This is a genomic window from Coprococcus ammoniilyticus (assembly GCF_025567345.1).
GTDB lineage: Bacteria > Bacillota > Clostridia > Lachnospirales > Lachnospiraceae > Coprococcus > Coprococcus ammoniilyticus.
Map to the genome: position 1 here is coordinate 163,000 of NZ_JAOQJS010000007.1, position 22,649 is coordinate 185,648.

General features: G+C 42.1%; 14 protein-coding genes and 1 other annotated feature. All 14 genes read right to left on the reverse strand.

Annotated elements, in window-relative coordinates:
• Positions 1–51: 51 nt before the first annotated feature.
• On the reverse strand, positions 52–1,239 hold the full coding sequence (tuf, locus tag OCV60_RS12370) for an elongation factor Tu (RefSeq protein ID WP_008402040.1): 1,188 nt from the start codon (positions 1,237–1,239) through the stop codon (positions 52–54).
• Between the two features lie 209 nt (positions 1,240–1,448).
• Positions 1,449–3,566, reverse strand: a complete 2,118-nt coding sequence (gene fusA / locus OCV60_RS12375) for an elongation factor G (protein WP_084770701.1) — start codon at positions 3,564–3,566, stop codon at positions 1,449–1,451.
• 39 nt (positions 3,567–3,605) lie between these two features.
• Positions 3,606–4,076, reverse strand: a complete 471-nt coding sequence (gene rpsG, locus OCV60_RS12380) for a 30S ribosomal protein S7 (RefSeq protein WP_044945754.1) — start codon at positions 4,074–4,076, stop codon at positions 3,606–3,608.
• A 188-nt stretch (positions 4,077–4,264) separates the two neighbouring features.
• Positions 4,265–4,687 (reverse strand): 30S ribosomal protein S12, encoded by a 423-nt coding sequence (rpsL, locus tag OCV60_RS12385; protein WP_044945751.1) that lies wholly within the window; start codon positions 4,685–4,687, stop codon positions 4,265–4,267.
• A gap of 111 nt (positions 4,688–4,798) precedes the next feature.
• Positions 4,799–8,557, reverse strand: a complete 3,759-nt coding sequence (rpoC, locus tag OCV60_RS12390) for a DNA-directed RNA polymerase subunit beta' (RefSeq protein WP_117785715.1) — start codon at positions 8,555–8,557, stop codon at positions 4,799–4,801.
• 17 nt (positions 8,558–8,574) lie between these two features.
• Positions 8,575–12,414: a DNA-directed RNA polymerase subunit beta gene (rpoB, locus tag OCV60_RS12395; RefSeq protein ID WP_118483189.1), complete on the reverse strand. Its 3,840-nt coding sequence runs from the start codon at positions 12,412–12,414 to the stop codon at positions 8,575–8,577.
• Positions 12,415–12,863: 449 nt separating this feature from the next.
• On the reverse strand, positions 12,864–13,229 hold the full coding sequence (gene rplL / locus OCV60_RS12400; RefSeq protein ID WP_118675227.1) for a 50S ribosomal protein L7/L12: 366 nt from the start codon (positions 13,227–13,229) through the stop codon (positions 12,864–12,866).
• Positions 13,230–13,313: 84 nt separating this feature from the next.
• Positions 13,314–13,802 (reverse strand): 50S ribosomal protein L10, encoded by a 489-nt coding sequence (rplJ, locus tag OCV60_RS12405; protein WP_008402032.1) that lies wholly within the window; start codon positions 13,800–13,802, stop codon positions 13,314–13,316.
• Between the two features lie 55 nt (positions 13,803–13,857).
• Positions 13,858–13,995, reverse strand: a sequence feature (ribosomal protein L10 leader region).
• 93 nt (positions 13,996–14,088) lie between these two features.
• Positions 14,089–15,324, reverse strand: coding sequence for a beta-ketoacyl-ACP synthase II (gene fabF, locus OCV60_RS12410; protein WP_117785714.1), 1,236 nt, complete (start codon positions 15,322–15,324; stop codon positions 14,089–14,091).
• 202 nt (positions 15,325–15,526) lie between these two features.
• On the reverse strand, positions 15,527–16,282 hold the full coding sequence (locus OCV60_RS12415) for an OmpA family protein (RefSeq protein ID WP_262530267.1): 756 nt from the start codon (positions 16,280–16,282) through the stop codon (positions 15,527–15,529).
• A gap of 3 nt (positions 16,283–16,285) precedes the next feature.
• Entirely contained in the window at positions 16,286–17,296 is a 1,011-nt protein-coding gene (locus OCV60_RS12420) for a MotA/TolQ/ExbB proton channel family protein (RefSeq protein WP_161117202.1), read from the reverse strand.
• Between the two features lie 277 nt (positions 17,297–17,573).
• The gene (locus OCV60_RS12425; RefSeq protein ID WP_008402025.1) at positions 17,574–18,422 is read right to left on the reverse strand and encodes a hypothetical protein; all 849 of its coding nucleotides are present in this window, start codon (positions 18,420–18,422) and stop codon (positions 17,574–17,576) included.
• A gap of 75 nt (positions 18,423–18,497) precedes the next feature.
• The gene (locus tag OCV60_RS12430) at positions 18,498–20,393 is read right to left on the reverse strand and encodes a fibronectin type III domain-containing protein (protein WP_021944602.1); all 1,896 of its coding nucleotides are present in this window, start codon (positions 20,391–20,393) and stop codon (positions 18,498–18,500) included.
• 3 nt (positions 20,394–20,396) lie between these two features.
• Positions 20,397–22,616 carry a hypothetical protein gene (locus OCV60_RS12435; protein WP_021944603.1) on the reverse strand — a complete coding sequence of 740 codons (2,220 nt, stop codon included), beginning with the start codon at positions 22,614–22,616 and terminating at the stop codon, positions 20,397–20,399.
• Positions 22,617–22,649: the final 33 nt, after the last annotated feature.

Consider the following 22,649-nt stretch of genomic DNA (forward strand, 5'->3'; position numbering starts at 1 on the left):
ACTCTCCGGATATTTTTTATTTATCTAATCTTCTCGTTACTTACGCGTAGATTACTCGATAATTGTAGCAACACGTCCTGAACCTACTGTACGTCCGCCTTCACGAATAGCGAAAGTAAGACCCTGGCTCATAGCGATTGGGTGAATCAGTTCGATTGTCATTTCTACGTTATCACCAGGCATGCACATCTCTGTACCTGCTGGAAGGTTACAAACACCTGTTACGTCAGTTGTTCTGAAGTAGAACTGTGGACGGTAGTTGTTGAAGAATGGTGTATGACGACCACCCTCGTCCTTAGTAAGAACGTAAACCTGAGCTGTGAACTTTGTATGACATGTGATTGAACCTGGCTTACAAAGAACCTGACCTCTTACGATATCTTCTCTCTTGATACCACGAAGAAGAGCACCGATGTTATCACCAGCCTGTCCTTCATCAAGGAGCTTTCTGAACATCTCGATACCTGTTACAGTTGTCTTCTGGATTTCTGGCTTAATACCAACGATTTCAACTTCATCATTTAAGTGGATAACACCAGCTTCTACTCTACCGGTAGCAACTGTACCACGACCTGTGATTGTGAATACATCCTCTACAGGCATGATGAATGGCTTATCTGTATCTCTCTGAGGATCTGGAATGTATGAATCTATTGTATCCATAAGTTCCATAATCTTATCTCCCCAAGGTCCCATTGGATCTTCAAGAGCCTTAAGAGCTGAACCCTTAACGATTGGACAATCATTGAATCCGTACTCTTCAAGCTGTTCTGTAACTTCCATCTCTACAAGTTCGATAAGCTCGTCATCATCAACCATATCGCACTTATTTAAGAATACAACGATGTAAGGTACACCAACCTGACGTGAAAGTAAGATGTGCTCCTTTGTCTGAGCCATAACACCATCAGTAGCAGCAACAACAAGGATAGCACCATCCATCTGAGCTGCACCAGTGATCATGTTCTTAACGTAGTCAGCATGTCCTGGACAGTCAACGTGAGCATAATGTCTCTTCTCTGTCTCGTACTCAACGTGAGCTGTAGAGATAGTGATACCTCTTTCTCTCTCTTCTGGAGCCTTATCAATGTTAGCGAAATCAACAGCTGCGTTACCAGCTACTCTCTCTGAAAGAACTTTTGTGATAGCTGCTGTTAATGTTGTTTTACCATGGTCAACGTGACCGATTGTACCAATGTTACAATGTGGCTTACTTCTATTAAACTTTTCCTTTGCCATTTTTTAATATCCTCCTTAAATTTCGTACCCCTAAGGGCTATGCTTGGCTAAAACTCATTATATAGAATATATAAAAGATTTTCAACCTTTTTTTATCTCTTTATACCAGCAGGCATAAGGATTTTCAACCTTTTTACCTGCTGATATGATTTATTTTACTCTTTTAAGTCGAAAGGCACGGCAAAATGCCTTTCTGAGTTGTCAAACTATTATTTTGACTTTTCAGCGATAACCTTCTCCTGAACGCTCTTTGGACACTGAGCGTATCTCTCAAAGAACATTGAGTAGTTACCACGTCCCTGTGTAGATGAACGAAGCTCTGTTGAGTAACCGAACATCTCTGCAAGTGGAACGAATGCTCTGACGATCTTACCACCGCCGATATCATCCATACCTTCGATCTGACCTCTCTTAGCATTTAAGCTTCCGATTACATCACCTAAGTATTCCTCAGGCATTGTAACTTCAACCTTCATGATAGGCTCCAGAAGAACTGGATTTGCCTTAGCCATAGCATCCTTGAAAGCCATAGAACCGGCGATATGGAATGCCATTTCTGATGAATCGACTTCATGGTATGAACCATCGTATACATTTGCATGAACACCAAGTACCGGGTATCCACCAAGAATACCGGCCTTAGCAGCTTCTTCGATACCTTCACCGACTGCTGGGATATATTCCTTAGGAATAGCACCACCAACAACTGTGGATTCGAACTTGAATGTCTCTTCGCCGTTTGGATCCATTGGCTCGAACTTAACTTTACAGTGACCATACTGACCACGACCACCTGACTGCTTAGCATATTTGCTATCAACGTCAACAGCCTTGGTAAATGTCTCTTTGTAAGCAACCTGAGGTGCACCTACGTTAGCCTCAACCTTGAACTCACGAAGCAGACGGTCAACAATAACCTCAAGGTGAAGCTCACCCATACCAGCGATGATTGTCTGTCCTGTTTCTTTATCTGTATGTGCTCTGAATGTAGGATCTTCTTCAGCAAGCTTTGCAAGAGCCTCGCCCATCTTACCCTGATCATTCTTTGTCTTAGGCTCGATAGCAAGCTCGATAACTGGCTCTGGGAATTCCATTGACTCAAGGATAACCGGATGCTGCTCATCACAGATTGTATCACCAGTTGTTGTTACTTTGAAACCAACAGCAGCTGCGATATCACCAGCGTAAACCTTATCAATTTCCTTACGAGCATTTGCATGCATCTGTACGATACGTCCTACACGCTCTTTCTTGTCTTTTGTTGCATTTAATACATATGAACCTGAGTTCAATGTACCTGAATATACTCTGAAGAATGCTAACTTACCAACGAATGGGTCTGTCATGATCTTGAATGCCAATGCAGCAAATGGTTCTTCATCTGATGAATGACGAACTACATCATTTCCCTCAGGATCTACACCTGTGATATCAGGGATATCTGTAGGAGCTGGCATATATTCAATAACACCATCAAGCATCTTCTGAACACCCTTATTCTTGTATGCGGAACCAAGGAATACCGGAACTGCTTCACAAGCAATAGTTGCTCTACGAAGAACTTTCTTCATTTCGTCGATTGAAGGCTCTTCACCCTCAAGGTACATCATCATTAAGTCATCATCTAACTCGCAGATCTTCTCTACAAGGTTCTCATGCCATTTGTCAGCAAGCTCTTTTAAGTCATCAGGGATCGTTGTGATCTCGATGTCTTCACCCTTATCATCTTTATAATAGTATGCATCCATCTCAAATAAGTCGATCAGACCGATGAAATCGGATTCTTTACCGATAGGAATCTGAACTGGAATTGCATTCTTGCCCAGACGATCAATAATTGTCTGAACTGAGTAGAAAAAGTCAGCACCCATTTTATCCATCTTATTGATGAATGCCATACGTGGAACGTTGTATGTGTCAGCCTGACGCCATACGTTTTCTGACTGAGGCTCTACACCAGCCTTTGCATCGAATACACCAACGGCGCCATCAAGTACACGAAGTGAACGCTCTACTTCTACAGTAAAGTCTACGTGACCTGGAGTATCAATGATGTTGATTCTGTGCTCTAAAGCACCAGCCTTTGGTTTGTGATGATCCTCTAATGTCCAGTGACAGGTTGTAGCAGCGGAAGTGATTGTAATACCTCTTTCCTGCTCCTGCTCCATCCAGTCCATAGTAGCTGTACCATCATGAGTATCACCGATTTTATAGTTAACACCGGTATAGTATAAGATTCTCTCTGTAAGAGTTGTCTTACCAGCATCGATATGAGCCATAATACCAATGTTTCTTGTTCTGTCCAATGGATATTCTCTTCCAGCCAACGGATTGTCCTCCTTTTATTATTCTGTAGACGGCACAGATTAGAATCTGTAGTGAGCAAACGCCTTGTTTGCTTCTGCCATCTTGTGCATATCTTCTTTTCTCTTTACAGATGCACCTGTGTTATTAGCTGCATCCATGATCTCTCTTGCAAGTCTTTCTTCCATGGTCTTTTCACTTCTAGCACGTGAAAATGTTGTTAACCAACGAAGTCCAAGAGCCTGTCTTCTATCTGGTCTTACATCGATAGGTACCTGATATGTTGCACCACCGATACGTCTTGCCTTAACCTCGAGTAATGGCATGATGTTGTTCATAGCCTCTTCAAATACCTCGATAGCGTCCTTACCAGTTTCAGTTGCGATACGGTCGAATGCACCGTAAACAATCTTCTGGGCAACACCCTTCTTACCATCTAACATTACGTTGTTGATAAGCTTGGTAACCACCTTGTTATTGTAAATTGGATCCGCTAATACGTCTCTCTTTGCGATATGTCCTTTACGTGGCACGGTTCTTCCCTCCTTAATATTTATTAATTCTTCGGTACTCACATTATAAAATGTGTTCGTGCTGTTATTTCCATCTCTTCTATCTATCTGATGTTTTCTGCATTTTATGCATCAACACCTTATCTCATAGCAAAAACATGGCCTAACCAGCACATTTTTTTGGAATGTTTCCAATAATACGGTTTTAATTACTTCTTAGCATCTTTTGGACGCTTAGCACCGTACTTAGAACGAGCCTGACGTCTCTTTGCAACACCTGCTGTATCAAGAGTACCTCTGATGATATGGTATCTTGTACCAGGTAAGTCCTTTACTCTACCACCACGGATAAGAACTACGCTATGCTCCTGAAGGTTGTGACCTTCACCTGGAATATAACTTGTAACTTCGATACCGTTTGATAAACGAACTCTGGCGATCTTTCTCAGAGCTGAGTTAGGCTTCTTAGGAGTAGCTGTCTTAACTGCTGTACAAACTCCTCTCTTCTGTGGAGAGCTTGTCTCAGTTGGCTTCTTCTTTAATGAGTTGAAACTTCTCTGAAGAGCTGGTGCAGTTGACTTCTTCTCTACTGTCTGTCTTCCCTTTCTAACTAACTGGTTAAATGTTGGCATGTTTTCACCTCCTACTTTCAAAATAAAAAATAATATAAGGCATACGTTCTCACGCATGCCTTACCATTATATATATTGAAATTATTCGTGTCAAGCACTTTTCAAATTTATTTATTCGTTATCAGATGTCTCTGCCTCTACAGATTCCAAGTCTGAAGCATTTTCTTCCGCCTCATCCTCTGCATCTGCATCGGTATCAACTGCATCTTCTAACTCTGTGCTTTCCAGATCATCTCCGAAGTCGATCTCTTCATCATCATCAAAGAAGTTGATCTCATCCATCTCTGTATCAAGCTTTACAGAACGATAACGCTTCATACCTGTACCTGCTGGGATCAGCTTACCGATAATAACGTTCTCTTTCAGACCATTAAGCGGATCTACCTTACTCTTAATAGCTGCATCTGTAAGAACCTTTGTTGTCTCCTGGAAGGACGCTGCTGACATGAAGGAATCTGTAGCAAGTGATGCCTTTGTAATACCAAGCATTACCTGTGAGCCTTCTGCCGGCTGTTTGCCTTCTGCGATGAGCTGCTCATTTGTATCTTCAAAATCAAGAACGTCAACCAGTGTTCCCGGAAGGTAGGATGAATCTCCGTTATCCTCGATCCTGATCTTCTTTAACATCTGACGAACAATGATCTCGATATGCTTATCATTGATATCAACACCCTGAAGTCTGTATACTCGCTGTACTTCACGAAGCATGTAATCCTGAACTGCACGGATACCTTTGATCTTTAAGATATCATGTGGATTAACAGAACCTTCTGTTAATTCATCACCGGCTTCCAGAACCTGATCGTCCAGAACCTTGATACGGGAACCATAAGGAATTAAGTATGCCTTTGATTCACCTGTCTCGTCATTTGTGATAACGACTTCTCTCTTCTTCTTATTATCACGAAGCTGAACCTTACCGCCAAACTCTGCGATGATCGCAAGTCCCTTTGGCTTTCTTGCTTCGAACAACTCTTCTACTCTAGGAAGACCCTGTGTAATATCATCACCGGCAACACCACCAGTATGGAATGTTCTCATGGTAAGCTGTGTACCAGGCTCACCGATTGACTGAGCTGCGATAATTCCGGCAGCTTCACCAACCTGTACCGGCTGTCCGGTTGCCATGTTGGCACCATAACATTTTGCACATACACCAAGGTGTGACTTACATGTCAGGATCGTTCTGATCTTAAGCTTTGCATCCTGTCTTGTAACACCTGTATCCGGATCAAGGAACGGAACACCGTTTGAATCTACACCCTGATTTACGATCAGAGCAGCTCTCTTTGGTGATACCATGTGGTTTGCCTTAACTAAAAGGTTACCATCTTTATCGTATACAGATTCTGCAAGGTAACGGCCTGTAATTCTCTCCTGGAAGGATTCGATTACTTCTTTTCCCTCCATGAAAGCTTCTACTTCCATACCAGGAATTGCTTTTCCTGCACAACAATCTGTCTCACGAATGATCAGATCCTGTGATACGTCAACCAAACGTCTGGTCAGGTATCCTGAATCGGCTGTACGAAGCGCTGTATCGGACAGACCCTTACGAGCACCATGTGCCGAAATGAAGTACTCCAGAACGTCAAGACCTTCACGGAAGTTCGACTTGATTGGAAGTTCAATCGTACGTCCGGTTGTATCTGCCATCAGACCACGCATACCAGCCAGCTGTTTGATCTGCTGGTTAGATCCACGGGCACCGGAATCTGCCATCATGAAGATGTTGTTATATTTATCAAGTCCGTCCAGAAGGGCTTTTGTCAGAACCTTATCGGCTTCTTCCCAAACCTTAACAACAGCGAGGTATCTCTCCTCCTCTGTCATAAGACCACGTCTGAACATCTTTGTGATCTTGTCAACCTGAGTCTGAGCATCTGCAAGGATCTGCTTCTTCTCGTCCGGCACCTTCATATCTGAAATAGATACTGAAATAGCACCTCTGGTTGAATACTTGTAACCGATTGCCTTTACGTCATCCAGAACCTCAGCAGTCTTGGTTGCGCCATGTGTATTGATACATTTGTCAAGGATCGGCTTTAACTGTTTCTTACCAACATGGAAATCAATCTCAAGTTTCAGGATATTATCAGGATTTGTTCTGTCAACATATCCAAGATCCTGAGGAATGATCTCGTTGAACAGCAAACGACCGAGTGTAGTATCGATGATACCTGTAACCTCTGTTCCGTCTTCTGTTGTAACAGTTCTTCTTACTTTTATCTTAGAATGGAGAGTGATCTCCTTATTCTCATATGCAAGCAGTGCTTCGTTCTTTGACTTAAAGAACTTGCCTTCTCCGATATCGCCATCCTTCTCCATTGTCAGATAGTAGATACCAAGGACCATATCCTGTGAAGGAACGGCAACCGGAGCACCATCTGAAGGCTTCAGAAGGTTATTCGGGGACAGGAGCAGGAATCTACATTCTGCCTGTGCCTCAACTGTAAGTGGAAGGTGAACAGCCATCTGGTCACCATCGAAATCGGCGTTGAACGCTGTACATACCAGTGGATGAAGCTTGATTGCCTTACCTTCTACAAGGATAGGCTCAAATGCCTGGATACCCAGTCTGTGAAGTGTAGGAGCACGGTTTAACATAACCGGATGCTCTTTGATTACATCCTCAAGTACATCCCAAACTTCCGGCTCAAGCTTTTCTACCATCTTCTTAGCAGCTTTAATGTTATTTGCTCTGCCGCTGGCTGTCAGTTCTTTCATAACAAATGGCTTGAATAATTCGATAGCCATTTCCTTTGGAAGACCACACTGATAAATCTTAAGTTCCGGTCCTACTACGATAACGGAACGTCCTGAATAGTCAACACGCTTACCAAGAAGGTTCTGACGGAAACGTCCCTGCTTACCCTTTAACATATCGGACAGAGACTTTAATGCTCTGTTACCCGGACCTGTTACAGGACGGCCTCTTCTACCATTATCAATTAACGCATCAACAGCTTCCTGAAGCATTCTCTTCTCGTTTCTGACAATGATGTCAGGAGCGTTCAGATCAAGAAGTCTTCTTAAGCGGTTATTTCTGTTGATAATTCTTCTATATAAGTCATTCAGGTCAGATGTAGCAAATCTGCCGCCATCCAACTGAACCATAGGTCTGATATCCGGTGGAATAACAGGAATAACATCCATGATCATCCACTCCGGCTTATTCTCAGAATTACGGAATGCTTCAACAACTTCCAGTCTCTTGATGATTCTGGCTCTCTTCTGTCCGCTTGAATTCTTAAGCTCAGCCTTTAATTCTTCGCTCTCTTTATCCAGATCGATTGCTCTTAAGAGCTCCTGAATGGACTCAGCACCCATTCCTGCACGGAAGGAGCCGTATCCGAAGTCCTCTTCAGCCTTTCTGTATTCCTGCTCTGTCAGAACCTGCTTATAAGTAAGCGGTGTGTCCTTTGGATCAAGAACAATATAAGATGCAAAGTATAATACCTTTTCAAGTACTCTTGGAGAAATATCAAGGATCAGTCCCATACGGCTAGGAATACCTTTGAAATACCAGATATGGGATACCGGTGCTGCAAGCTCGATATGACCCATACGCTCTCTACGAACGCTGGCCTTTGTAACCTCTACACCACATCGATCACAGATAATACCTTTATATCTGATCTTCTTGTATTTACCACAATGACATTCCCAGTCCTTGCTAGGTCCAAATATTCTCTCACAGAACAAACCGTCTTTTTCCGGTTTTAATGTTCTGTAGTTGATAGTCTCAGGTTTCTTAACCTCACCATGTGACCATTCTCTGATTTTTTCAGGAGATGCAAGTCCGATTCTAATTGCGTCAAAGCTTAAAGCCTGTTCCTGTTCTGGAGTTTCCATGTTAAATTCTGGCATCTTACAAAATCTCCTTTCTAAAATTCATCATCTGAGTTGTCATCATAATCATCGCTGTAATCATCCAGATATTCTCCGTCTGATAATGATGTCAGCTCATCATTTTCATCTGTTCCGCTGAAGCCCGCTTCTTCAAATTCACGTCCATCAGCTTCCCGTTTATCATCATCGATCATGCTCTTAACATTCTCGTCATACGCTTCGATCGTCTCACCGAGATCAACCTCTGTCATATCGTCTTTTACAACTCTGACATCGAGACCAAGTGACTGGAATTCCTTCAGCAGTACCTTGAATGACTCAGGGATACCAGGTGTAGGAATGTTCTCACCCTTAATGATCGCTTCATATGTCTTAACACGTCCGATTACATCATCCGACTTAACAGTCAGGATTTCCTGTAATGTATATGATGCACCGTATGCTTCCAGTGCCCAAACTTCCATCTCACCGAAACGCTGTCCACCGAACTGAGCTTTACCACCCAGAGGCTGCTGTGTAACTAATGAGTACGGACCGGTTGAACGTGCATGGATCTTATCATCAACCAGATGGTGGAGCTTAAGATAATGCATGTAACCGATTGTTACAGGGCTGTCAAATTCTTCACCGGTTCTACCATCACGAAGCTGTACCTTACCGGTTCTGTCGATCGGAACGCCCTTCCATTCTTCTCTGTGATCTCTGTTCTCATAGAGGTAATTCATTACTTCTTCTGAAACAGAATCTTTATATTTCTCGTAGAAGTTCTCCCACTCAGTATTTGCATAATCATTCGCCATCTCAAGAGTATCCATGATATCAAACTCGTCTGCACCATCAAACACAGGAGTTGAAACCTTGAATCCGAGAACCTGTGAAGCAAGACCAAGATGGATTTCAAGAACCTGTCCGATATTCATACGTGAAGGAACGCCCAGTGGGTTCAACACGATATCGAGCGGACGGCCATTTGGAAGGAATGGCATATCTTCTACCGGAAGTACACGGGAAATTACACCCTTGTTACCATGACGACCAGCCATCTTATCTCCTACCTGGATCTTTCTCTTCTGAGCAATGTATACTCTGACTGATTTATTAACACCCGGTGAAAGTTCATCACCATTTTCTCTTGTGAAGATCTTGGTATCCATGATGACACCAAATGCTCCATGAGGAACCTTCAGGGAAGTATCTCTTACTTCTCTTGCCTTCTCACCAAAGATGGCACGAAGGAGTCTTTCCTCTGCTGTCAGCTCTGTCTCTCCCTTAGGAGTAACCTTACCGACAAGGATATCTCCGGCACGAACCTCAGCACCGATACGGATAATACCATTCTCATCCAGATCCTTTAATGCATCATTGGACAGTCCAGCAAGATCTCTTGTGATCTCTTCCGGTCCGAGCTTGGTATCCCTCGCTTCGCATTCGTACTCCTCAATATGAATAGATGTATATACATCATCTTTTACAAGTCTTTCACTTAAAAGAACAGCATCCTCGTAGTTGTAACCTTCCCAGGTCATGAAACCGATCAGCGGATTCTTTCCAAGTGCGATCTCTCCACCTGAAGTAGATGGTCCGTCTGCGATAACCTCTCCAGCCTTAACATGCTCGCCCTTGAATACGATAGGTCTCTGGTTCATACAGTTACCCTGATTGCTTCGTGCGAACTTGATAACGTGGTAGATATCCTTTGTTCCATCTTCATCTGCCTTAATACAGATTTCCTTACTTGTGGAATATTCAACTACACCATCTCTCTTTGCAACGATACATACACCTGAGTCAACGGCTGCCTTTGCTTCCATACCGGTACCTACAACGGCTGATTCGGTAAGCATAAGCGGAACTGCCTGACGCTGCATGTTTGATCCCATCAGAGCACGGTTTGCATCATCGTTCTCAAGGAAAGGAATCATGGATGTAGCAACTGAGAATACCATCTTAGGAGAAACGTCCATCAGATCAACTCTTGATTTCGGGAACTCTGTTGTATCCTCTCTGTATCTTCCTGATACGTTGTTATTTACGAAATGACCATCTGCATCCAGAGGTTCATTCGCCTGTGCAACTCTGTAATTATCTTCTTCATCTGCAGTCAGATAAATAACCTCATCTGTAACTACAGGGTTTGCAGGATCTGATTTATCCAGTTTTCTGTATGGTGCTTCTACAAAACCATACTCATTGATTCTTGCATAAGTAGCCAGAGAGTTGATCAGACCGATGTTAGGACCTTCAGGAGTCTCGATAGGACACATTCTACCATAATGAGTATAGTGTACGTCTCGAACCTCGAATCCTGCTCTGTCTCGTGACAGACCACCGGGACCAAGGGCTGATAATCTTCTCTTATGAGTCAGCTCAGACAATGGGTTGTTCTGATCCATGAACTGTGACAACTGGGAACTTCCGAAGAATTCCTTAACTGCTGCTGTTACAGGCTTGATGTTGATCAGAGACTGTGGAGTGATCGTCTCTACGTCCTGAGTCGTCATTCTCTCTCTTACAACTCTTTCCAGTCTGGAAAGACCGATTCTATACTGATTCTGAAGAAGTTCTCCGACTGCACGGATACGTCTGTTACCAAGGTGATCGATATCATCCTTTGTTCCAATACCATATTCAAGGTGAATGTTGTAGTTAATTGAAGCGATAATGTCTTCTTTTGTTATATGCTTTGGAACAAGGTCAGATGCATCTCTTGCGATAGCTGCCTTTAATTCTTCTTCGTCTGAATATTCATTTAAAAGGGTTTCAAGGACAGGATAGTATACACCCTCATGGATACCTACTTCAGCAGGATCAAATCCAACATACTTGGACAGATCTACTACCATATTTGAAAGCACCTTTACGTTACGTTCTTCTGTCTGGATCATAACATATGGTACAGCAGCATCCTGGATATCCTTTGCCTGTGCTCTTGTAAGTGTCGTGCCTGCTTCTGCGATTACTTCACCGGTTGCCGGATCGATCGCATCCTCTGCAAGTATCTGACCTGTGATTCTGTTCTGGAATGCCAGCTTCTTATTGAACTTATAACGTCCAACCTTTGCAAGATCATAACGTCTTGGATCAAAGAACATTGCATTGATCAGGTTCTCTGCACTCTCTACTGCAAGAGGCTCACCCGGTCTTATTTTTTTGTACAGCTCAAGAAGACCATCCTGATATGTCTCAGAAGGATCCTTTTCAATACTTGCTAAAATCTTTGGTTCTTCGCCAAACAGATCGATAATCTCTGCATTTGTTCCGATTCCCAGTGAACGGATAAGTACTGTGATAGGCACCTTTCTGGTTCTATCTACACGAACATAGAAAACATCATTCGAATCTGTTTCGTACTCCAACCATGCACCACGGTTTGGGATAACTGTACAGGAGTACAGCTTCTTACCAATCTTATCATGTGCAATATCATAGTAGATACCAGGTGAACGCACCAACTGGCTTACGATAACTCGCTCTGCACCGTTGATCACAAATGTACCTGTCTCGGTCATAAGAGGAAGATCACCCATGAAAATCTCATGTTCTGACATTTCCTTTGCGTCATTTGCATGGAGTCTTACTTTTACTTTAAGCGGTGCAGCATATGTTGCATCTCTTTCCTTGCACTCTTCGATTGAGTACTTCACATCATCTCTACATAACTGGAAATCTACAAACTCAAGACTAAGCTGTCCTGTATAGTCAGTAATAGGAGAGATATCTTTAAATGCCTCCTTCAGACCATCGGTAAGGAACCACTGGTATGAGTTTTTCTGAACTTCGATAAAGTTAGGCATCTCCAGTACATCTTTCTGTCTGGAATAACTCATTCGGATACCTTTACCAGATTGAACAGGACTAATTCTGTTTTTTTCCATCGACACATTCACCCCTTGGAATTTATTTTTAAGCGTATATTCTGTTGAAATGCTTACATTTAACCGAAATATATTAGCCGTGTCATTATATGTCTGGTTTGAACGCAAACCAACCCATAGTATAGACATCCTACACTGTATCACATTTTCAAGGTATATGTCAAGAAATATTTGGAATTTTTTATTAAAGAATTGTATATGAACTTTTATCCATATTTATATGCCCCTCTGCATTCTTTTGAAACAGCCTGCAGCGGTATTATTACAGAACAGATACATAACGCTGACTATATCATGTCGTATCTGTGTTCAGAATCTTAAAATCACTTATTCGGTTTCAACTGCTCTTATTGATAAAAATGATCAGTTCGCCGGAACTTTGACAAAAACGACCTGGCAGGTAATTCTCCCGCCAGGTCGAAAGATATTCATAAATACAAGGAATAAAATTACTTTAATGTAACCTTAGCGCCTTCAGCCTCTAACTTAGTCTTAGCTTCCTCAGCCTCGTCCTTTGAAGCTCCCTCTTTGATAACCTTTGGAGCGCCATCAACAGCATCCTTAGCTTCCTTTAAGCCAAGACCTGTGATCTCACGAACAACCTTGATAACCTTAACCTTGTTAGGACCAACTTCTGTAAGTTCGATATCGAATGCATCCTTCTCTTCTGCTGCTGGAGCGTCTCCGCCTGCTGCTGCTACAACAACACCTGCTGCTGCTGATACACCGAATTCTTCCTCACATGCTTTAACTAAGTCATTTAATTCTAATACTGATAAACCTTTGATTACTTCAATAATTTCCTGAGTTGTCATTATTATTTCCTCCATTAATATAATATAGTTTAATAATTGCTGCTTCTATTAAATAGAAGCCGACGTGCCTGTATGCACAAATAATTAAGCTTCCTTCTGTTCTGCAATCTGCTTGATAACACGAGCGAAGTTTGCAATAGGTGACTGGATACTTCCAAGGAATTTGGAAATAAGTACTTCTCTTGAAGGAATGTTTGCAATAACTGCGATACCTGCTGCATCGTAGAATGTACCTTCTACAACGCCACCCTTAAGCTCAAGTGCTGGAGCAGTCTTTGCGAAGTTAGCCAGGATTCTGGCTGCTGCTGTAGCATCTGTCTTACAGATAGCTAATCCGGTAGGTCCTTCGAGACATGGCTTCAGTCCCTCGAACTCTGTGCCTTCAATAGCGAAGTTGATCATGGTGTTCTTGTATACCTTATAAACAACCCCAGCTTCTCTTAACTGCTTACGAAGCTGTGTGTCCTGCTCAACTGTAAGTCCACGGTAGTCAACTACAACTGCTGTCTGAGCACCATCTAAGTTAGCTTTGATTTCTTCAACTACTGGCTTCTTAATCTCTACCTTTGCCATAATGCGCCTCCTTGTTTTACTAATGACTGCACATAGTTAACAGAAAGCATCTTCTGCTAAAATAAGAAAAGCTCTCTGTCGATAAGACAGAGAGCATATAGTTAAAATAATATTAACGATATATTCCTCGGTAGGCGTTTTTCAACTTATGCCATCCGGCACCTACTGTCTTCGGCAGTTCATCGAGAGGTACTTTACCATAACACAAGGAATATGTCAATACGTTTTTTCAATTTTCTGACAAATATTTTTATACTGAAATGAAACGTTTATTTCCGCACGGATCTTATTCTTCCCATTTCTTTACAAGAATGCTGGCATTGTGTCCACCAAATCCAAGAGAATTGCTCAGCGCATATGTAATGTCCTTATGAACGCCCTCACCCTTTGTATAATTCAGATCGATCTCGCCTTCTGTCTCACGAAGACCTACTGTTGGATGAATGTATCCATCTTCGATAGATTTTACACATGTAATAAATTCAACTGCTCCGGCCGCGCCAAATAAATGACCGATCATGGATTTTGTAGAATTAATATTTACATTATATGCATCTTCACCAAATGCTTTCTTAATTGCTCTTGTCTCATAGAGATCATTGTGGTGGGTACTTGTTCCGTGTGCATTGATATAATCAACGTCTGCCGGTGTAATGCCAGCCTCGTTGATTGCAAGTGTCATGGCTCTTGCTGCACCCTCTCCATCCTCGGCAGGGGATGTAATGTGAAATGCATCACAGGTGGAACCATATCCGACAACCTCGGCAAGGATCTTTGCTCCTCTTGCCTGCGCATGCTCCAGAGATTCCAGAACTACGACGCCAGCTCCTTCACCGATAACGAATCCACATCTGTCTTTGTCAAACGGAATCGACGCACGATCTGCTTCTGTTGCACTTGAAAGTGCTGTCATGGAGATAAAGCCTGAAACATTTGTCTCACAGATCGGTGATTCAGCGCCTCCGGCTACCATCACATCTGCATCTCCGACCTGAATATAACGATATGCCTCGCCAATGCTGTTTGTTCCTGTCGCACATGCTGTTACAACATCTGTACATTTGCCCTTTAAGCCATATGCGATCGCTACATTTCCGGCTGCCATATTCGAGATCATCATAGGAACCATCATTACACTGACACGGTTTGCCTTACCATTCATAACCTTGGCATGTTCCTTTTCGATCGTAGCTACACCGCCAAGTCCGTTACCGATACAGGTTCCGAATCTTGTCAGATCTTCTTTCTCAAGATCAATACCGGCATTCTTGATTGCTTCGCCTGTAGCTGCAACTGCATACTGGCAGAACGGCTCCATTCTTCTGGCTGCCTTTGGATCCATATATTGTTTCGGATCAAAATCTTTTACTTCGGCACCCATTTTGCATTTATATTCGGATACATCAAATTTTGTAATCTCGCCAATACCTACTTTATTCTTCTTAATGCCATCCCAGAATTCTTCTACATTATTTCCGATTGGGGTTACAGCACCCATTCCTGTTACAACTACTCTTTTCATCTCGTTTTCCTTTCAAAAGACAATCTATCCATTTGGTACATATAAACATGTACCGTCGCAATGCTCATTGTACCATTTCACCTGTCGGTTCAATGTTGGTTTCGCATTATGCTGGTATGTGTAAACACATCCCATCGCAATGCTCATTGTACCATCTCGTTTTTAAAACCGCAAGTGTTGGTCTGTTTCTCTTTCAAAATATCTATTTCTCTTTCAGAATATCCATCATCTCAGCGATCATTTCTTCATCCTGAAGCCGGAACAGAATCTCTACTCGTCTGGATGCTTCCAGATCGACAGATCCATCCTCCTTATAAATCGGATTGCTGTAGGACTTTCCATTTGCCGTCAGCACACTTCGGAGCAGTTCAACATCCGTGGAGCTTATGATCCCGTTACTCTCGGTCAGGCAATACTTCGCAACAGAAAAGGCTCTCTGCTGGGAAAGTTCAAGATTATAAATATAAGATCCATTCGTATCTGTATGACCTTCTATAATAATCTCCGATACATAATCACGATATTTTTCATTTAACAGCACATTACAATATTTGGGAAGAAATTCCTTTAAGAACGTCTTTCCTTCTTCCTTCAGATCACTGTCTGCTACATCAAACAAAACGCTTGCATCAAATGTGATCGCTCCGGTTTTTTCATCAACTTTTACATTTAACGAACTGTCTGCAAACTCATCGCGGAGAGCCGCCACCAGATCACTTCGGATGCCTGCGATCCGATCCAGCTCATCCTGCTGATCTTTTAACAACCGCTCCTGTTCCTTGATAATTTCTTTCTGCTTATCAAGCTCTGCCTGTTTACTCTCATACTGGCTCTTTGACTGCATCAGTGTAAAAGAAATGATCAGAATAAAGATCAGAAGGAGTGCCGCCATCATATCGGAATACGACAGCCAGTAAGAGGTTTCTTCTTCCTCCGGTCTTCTTCGTTTCTTACTCATACCTTATCCCTCCCTGCTGCTCTGCCCGATCGCCCTCGGGCGGTTCAGTCTGCCCCGGAAGATGTCATTCTGATCTTTCGTCAGGATACGGATATCTTCGATATCTTCATGCATGGACTTCAGATATGCAAGTGTTTCTTCGATTGCTTTCTGTGTTGCTATCGTTGCTTCCAACTGTTTCTTCTGGAAATCCAGTTCCAGATTACCGTTATCGTAAGTCGCATCCGGACGTACATACCGTTTGAACTCTGCTACAAATTCATCCAGCTTATGATATGCCTGTTCCAGCACCGTCTTAAAGATCAGATTAAATGTCAGGGAAAAGATCATTCCATAGATAGAGGTATGGAACGCAACCTTGATACCATCCATCAGAGGTCCGATACTGTTCGTGATCTCCTCTGCTGAACCTGTATTAAATGCCTGAAGGCCGATTGACAGACCGATAAAGGTACCAAGAATACCCAGCCCTGTCATGGCTCCCGGAACCAGACTCAGACGACCTTTTTCAACCGCATCATCGATCAGCTGGTAATTGATAAAATCTTCGATATCGCAGGCATATTTTCCTTCCTCATCCTGCTCCAGACGTTTCATTTCTTCCACATAATCTACATAGGAATTTCTCAGATGTTCCTCATTAAAGATACCATACCGAGTCTCGGTACGATACAGATCCCAAAGAAGCTTCTTTTCTTTTGCATAGTCGCCCTTGATATAGCTGATGGCTATACGAAAATCTTCCCCCATCTGGTCGATATGCTTCAGATGCTTATATGCGTAGACAAATATCGCTCCCACGATTCCAAACATACAGACACTGATCAGCACATTTGCCGGATCCAGACTATCATTTGTCACATTCAGTAAAATACAGATACCGAGCATCACCACATAGACAACAGGCAGCCACTTTTTATTCAGCTCTACCTTCATGTTCTGCTTCTTACGGAATGCTCTTGCCGCACGTTCATTCTGCGGCCGAATGGTTTTTAACCGGTTTCGTTTGTTCATTTTTTCGTTTCCTCTCGTATGATCTCATTCAGCCTTTTCATTCGCATCTGCCAAAGCGTTTCCCCATTCGTTTTATTGTAGCATTAATCCGCATTTTTTACCATCACGATGCGTAAAAAACGGCACCAGATACAAATAAATTCGATCATCTGTACCTGATGCCATATGCTAAATACAACATCGTCCATCTGATGCCATAAGCTCTAACTGTCTATCTGACGCTATAAGTTCTGACCCTCACCTGACACCGACCGGCTGTAACGCCTGTATTTTCATTTTACCAACCGCTTGCAGAAGGTTCTGAATATAAAACTTTGGATCCTTTCCCGTTCTTTTTCACGAGTATCAGTTTGGAATATCCATTTTTATCACATTTCTTATACACAATGTAATCACCCTGTAATGTATAATACTGTATCGTTGAAGTACTGCTTGCATTCTTATCCTTCAATACATTATAGATCTCCGTTTTCTTTCCCTTTGACGTCGTATAATCTATCGCCTGTGGAAAATATAAACTACCCACTGTCTTTCCTCTGGAGGTAAGTGAACCTTTTGATGTCTTGATCGGCGTTCTTGCATCCCGTTCTGTACTTAATACAACAGATTTTGCTTTCTTTTTATTTTTTCCGGTAAGTGACATGGAATATGTACCAACCGTTTTATCATATTCTATATCACTGGTCTTTACATGCTGCGTCTTTGTATAGTAGATCTTTTTGCCTGCAAATACAAAATCACGGCCTCTTGCAAGTTTTGTTTTCTTACCATTCTTAATTGATACACGCACGATATACTTATCTGATCCATCGGATCCGCCATAATTATCATAGACTGCATACAGATAATTTCCTTTTTTTCTCAAGCTTCTAAATCCTTTTCCACCTGCTTTGGCAATGGTTTTTGTCTTCTTCGTTTTGATATCATAGCAGAAGATTTTTCCAGTTTCCGTGATTGAATAATAAACCTTATTACCACTGATCACAACTGAACATCCGCCACCACCAATATAGTTATCCTGTGTCTGATATGTCTTTGCATCTGCCTGATTCGGGTAAATTAAGCATCCGATCAGGACTGCAAGCATACTGAATAAAATTGCATGTGATTTTAAAAATTGTTTCATATCTTATCCATCTCCTTCATTATTTGATTAAATATCTGCCTCTATATTCTTCGCCTCTTCATGTCCGGCGCGGCTCTAGTCTCTGATGACCTTATCCAGGCAGCCATGTTCTTCACATGAATTTCTTGCCATTCTTCCCTGCGCATCGATATATACAATATTGCCATCGGCATCTTTGTATGCCAGAGACTCATGCGCTCCTGCGCTTGGATTGGTACTGGCATCTCCGATCGTAAGCCATACGCCTTCGCCTTCTGCAACAGTATCTGTCGCTTTATCATACAGATAATTCAGTCTCAGATCCTCCTCTGCCGCAGCGCAGACAATATCTATAGCCACACAGGTTATGATACCGCCACGCAATGCCATCGCGCGGTTTAAAACCGGCATATTGAACATATTATAATAAAGTGCAATACCATCGACTGAGAATCCATCCCACAGAGTCGGATTTACATCTTTTTGAGTACATTGATATCCCGGATAATGCGCTGTCGTTGAAATATAATCTGCAAGAGTTTTCAGCTTATCATAATTCGACATATCATCTGTCCACAGCTTTGCCTCTACATTTCTCCGAACCTTTGTATACAATTCTGTATCAAGAAGATTTCCATCTTCATCATATGGCTTCGGAGCAACATACATAGTGTCATATAAAACGCCATCCCTGTAAGCATCCAGTCTGCACACGCGCACACCTGCACCAGCTGTTACAGTAAGCTTGCACTGTGACATTGCCTTGCCGGAAAATTCTATTTTTCCACTTGTTGTCGAAGTCGTAACGGATGTTGTCTCTCCATATACCCCCTTCAGATTATAGGTTTCTACTTTTATTTCCGGTTCTGAAGTATTCCAGCCTGCCCAATCCATCAGATTTCTGTATTCTTTCGGTGTAACATCGGATACCTTAAAGGTTATATGTTCATTTAACCATGCAGCATTACCTTCACATGCAAACCATTCACAAAAAGAACCTGTACCATTCGTTACGGTTATATCTTCAACCTCTTTCTTCATGGTTTCCCCGTACTTATAACCGGACAGATTAAATCCTCCAAGTGGGTCTTCATTATTGTATATTCTCACTTTTCCCAAAGCAATCCATGTCTCTTTATAATGCTCTGTCTCAGGGAATATAATACACAGGCTGGTATGTCCGACACTCGTACATACCACATTTCCGTTCTCATTCTTTTTGGTATATCTTTCTGTATAATCGATATATTCTCCCTGATTACCATAAGTATAATATTCCTTTATTTCTCCTGCACATTCCGGCTGCTTGGAATAATGAACCTTTATTTCTTCTCCCACTTCATATTCCATTTTTTCCAGCTCTGCCGTGCCATCCCACTCTTTTTTTTGATCCTCGGACTCCTGTCCGCCGGAATTCGTGTCCCCGGTAGTGCCTGAGTTCCCGATGGTATCTGTATCCTTAGTTGCACCTGTGTTTCCAGTGGTGTCTGTATCCTTGGTGGTGCCTGCGTTCTCAGTGGCATCCGTTACATCTGTGGTGTTCTCAGACTTATTGCTATCACCAGTATTCTTCTGACCGGAGTCCTTCTTTGTCGTCTTCTTTTTCACTTTAACAGACTTCACTTTACTCCATGCGCTGTGATATTTTTTCTTCTTTACAGTCCGGTACACACGCACTCTGACATAATATTTTTTGCCCTGCTTCAGCTTCTTAAACGTTACCGTTGTTTTCTTAGCACTGACTTTCTGGCTTTTTACGTTTTTCTTAAACTTCTTGTCTGTACTGATCTGAATCTGATAGCTGCCCGCCTTTTTTGATTTCTTAAATCTTACTGTCACCTGTCCCGCTGATCTGGATCTTACTGACGTAATAGATGTCTTTGGAACTGTAACCTTACTGCCTGTTTTCGCTTCTGATGTAAATGAGCAATTCACGCATAGCAATGCTGCCACCATGCACCAGACAATGATCTGCTTCAATCTATTCTTCATGTATTATCTCACCTTTTTTACTTTTACACCCTTCTTCACATAGTAAACATGATTTCTATAGGTGACATTTCCGGTATAAGACTTCTTCCATACGCCATTCTTGACATAGTATTCCTGTCTGCCATTCTTGATAAATGCTGTCTGTGTAGTCTTCAGACCTTTCTTAACGTAATAAGTTGCCTTACCGACTTTTACAAATCCGGTCTTGGTGTTCTTTGCGCCCTTATTCAGATAATAGGTCTTCTTACCTACCTTTACAAATTCATTCTTTGTACTGCAGACACCCTTCTTTACATAGTAGTACTTCTTGCCGTTCTTCACGAATCCGGTCTTTTTATTCTGCACTACACCCTTCTTGATGTAATAGGTCTTCTTGCCAACTTTGATGAATCCGCTTCTGCCTGACTGGATCAGACCTTTCTTTACATAGTAATATTTTCCGTCAGATCCCTTTACAATGCCATTACTTGTAAGGGATACCTTTGGTTTTGAGATCTTATAAGAACCACCATTGATGCTTCTTGCCATCTTATCGAATACTTTATAAATATTCTGATTATTTTTCATAGCTGCAGGATTCTTACCCTTACTGACCACCTTCTGAGCTGCAACGGTATTATTTGGAAGGTCGCCCAGAGAACCCATTACAGAAGGATCGCAGCATAAGGCTTTTAGGAACTGCACTGCTGCTTCATCCTGCCTGCCACTCTTAATTGCGTAGTATGTACCACCCCAGTTATAGGCAAATGGTCCCTGACAGGCAGCCATCGGCTTGTCAAATGTAATGCTATACTGTCCCCAGGTGCCAGAGAACCAGCCAAATACCTTACCGGATGTCATATCAGCCACCCAAGCACTGCTCCACATCGAGCTTCCTGTATCATATCCATTTCTACGGGTCGCCTTCGCGATCTTTTCCACAGTCTTCTTATCTGCTTCAGATAACATAAATACCTTGCTATTATCCTCGTAAGAATACGATGTATCCCCTATCATGTTATTGAGAATACCCTCACAACCACTCATTGTATATTTTGATGCTCCGGAGGTCATATAGTAACCGGCCTCTTTCATCTTTGCAGCAACAGACAGATAGCCATCAGCTGTTCCGATCATCTTCTGAACCTTTTCAGGATCTGAAGTTCCAAGAACCTTCTGTGCAATATCCGGATCAAACATAAATGCTCCCGGTGTTGCTTCCGGTGTCATCGCTACAAGCTTGCCCTTATAGGTTCCTGCTTTTCTGGTATATGGATAAGACTGGCTGTAAGCATCTGTAAGTCCAAGCTTGTCCAAATCTGTAAATACTCCTGTAGATAAAAGTACATCCAGCTTTGCTGAATCCATCAAAACGATAAACGTAGCTTCGGGATTGTTTGCAAGCTTCTGCTGTACTAATGCATAATATTCAGCTGATCCTCCGCCAACTTCATATTTGATCACTTCGATATTCTTTGTATAAGACGGATATATCTTATTAACCGCCTTTATCGCCTGTTCCACCTGACTATCCCATGTCAGAATATAGACCTTATTTGTCTTTAATTTGCTCTCTTTGGCTGTACTGTTTACATATACAGTAAAGGAAACTGTGCTTGAATTACCCATTTCATCAGAAATCACACAGTGATAATCCTCAGTCTTCAGCTTTTTTGTTTTGTTAACCGGTGCTGTACAGGTATAAGATGCTTTATGCCCTAACTGTCCTACATCTCCTCCGTATGACTGTCCTTTATACCATGTATATGTAAGCTTCCCCTGATTACTGCTTGCGGATACCTTTAGTGTTACTTTCTCTCCTGAGTTCGCTATCACCGTATTATTGCCAACTGCTTTAGCTGTTATATTTGAAGAATTTACATAAATATAAAATTCACAAAATTTTCCATCTCTACTATTCTTGTCGGATATAGATACATAAACAAACTGGGATTTTGTAACATTTCTCAATGTATATGACAATCCATCTGCACTGACAGTTCCACCATCTGCACTGACAGTTTCACCATCTGTAATCCAGTTACAACTACCCACCTCAAAACCTGCCGGTAGATTTAACTTACTGAGATTTATTGATAAGGTGACATCTTCTCCGGATTCTACCAACACCATCTCCTCGTAATCAATACCTCCCGCCTCTACCGGAAACTTTAGTCCCGGCAGCCATATGAGTGCAGCTATAGCGATGCACATAAGCGCCAGTAGTTTCTTCATTTTTTTCATAATCATCTCTCCTTTGCTTTTAAAATTGTGATA

What these genes read in the sequence shown, in the direction of transcription:
- fabF (WP_117785714.1), bottom strand. Translation starts at nt 15,324, where the DNA reads ATGAAAAGAGTAGTTGTAACAGGAATGGGTGCTGTAACCCCAATCGGA.
- rpsL (WP_044945751.1), bottom strand. Translation starts at nt 4,687, where the DNA reads ATGCCAACATTTAACCAGTTAGTTAGAAAGGGAAGACAGACAGTAGAG.
- OCV60_RS12415 (WP_262530267.1), bottom strand. Translation starts at nt 16,282, where the DNA reads ATGAGTAAGAAACGAAGAAGACCGGAGGAAGAAGAAACCTCTTACTGG.
- rplL (WP_118675227.1), bottom strand. Translation starts at nt 13,229, where the DNA reads ATGACAACTCAGGAAATTATTGAAGTAATCAAAGGTTTATCAGTATTA.
- OCV60_RS12420 (WP_161117202.1), bottom strand. Translation starts at nt 17,296, where the DNA reads ATGAACAAACGAAACCGGTTAAAAACCATTCGGCCGCAGAATGAACGT.
- rplJ (WP_008402032.1), bottom strand. Translation starts at nt 13,802, where the DNA reads ATGGCAAAGGTAGAGATTAAGAAGCCAGTAGTTGAAGAAATCAAAGCT.
- rpoC (WP_117785715.1), bottom strand. Translation starts at nt 8,557, where the DNA reads ATGCCAGAATTTAACATGGAAACTCCAGAACAGGAACAGGCTTTAAGC.
- tuf (WP_008402040.1), bottom strand. Translation starts at nt 1,239, where the DNA reads ATGGCAAAGGAAAAGTTTAATAGAAGTAAGCCACATTGTAACATTGGT.
- rpoB (WP_118483189.1), bottom strand. Translation starts at nt 12,414, where the DNA reads ATGGAAAAAAACAGAATTAGTCCTGTTCAATCTGGTAAAGGTATCCGA.
- OCV60_RS12435 (WP_021944603.1), bottom strand. Translation starts at nt 22,616, where the DNA reads ATGAAAAAAATGAAGAAACTACTGGCGCTTATGTGCATCGCTATAGCT.
- OCV60_RS12425 (WP_008402025.1), bottom strand. Translation starts at nt 18,422, where the DNA reads ATGAAACAATTTTTAAAATCACATGCAATTTTATTCAGTATGCTTGCA.
- OCV60_RS12430 (WP_021944602.1), bottom strand. Translation starts at nt 20,393, where the DNA reads ATGAAGAATAGATTGAAGCAGATCATTGTCTGGTGCATGGTGGCAGCA.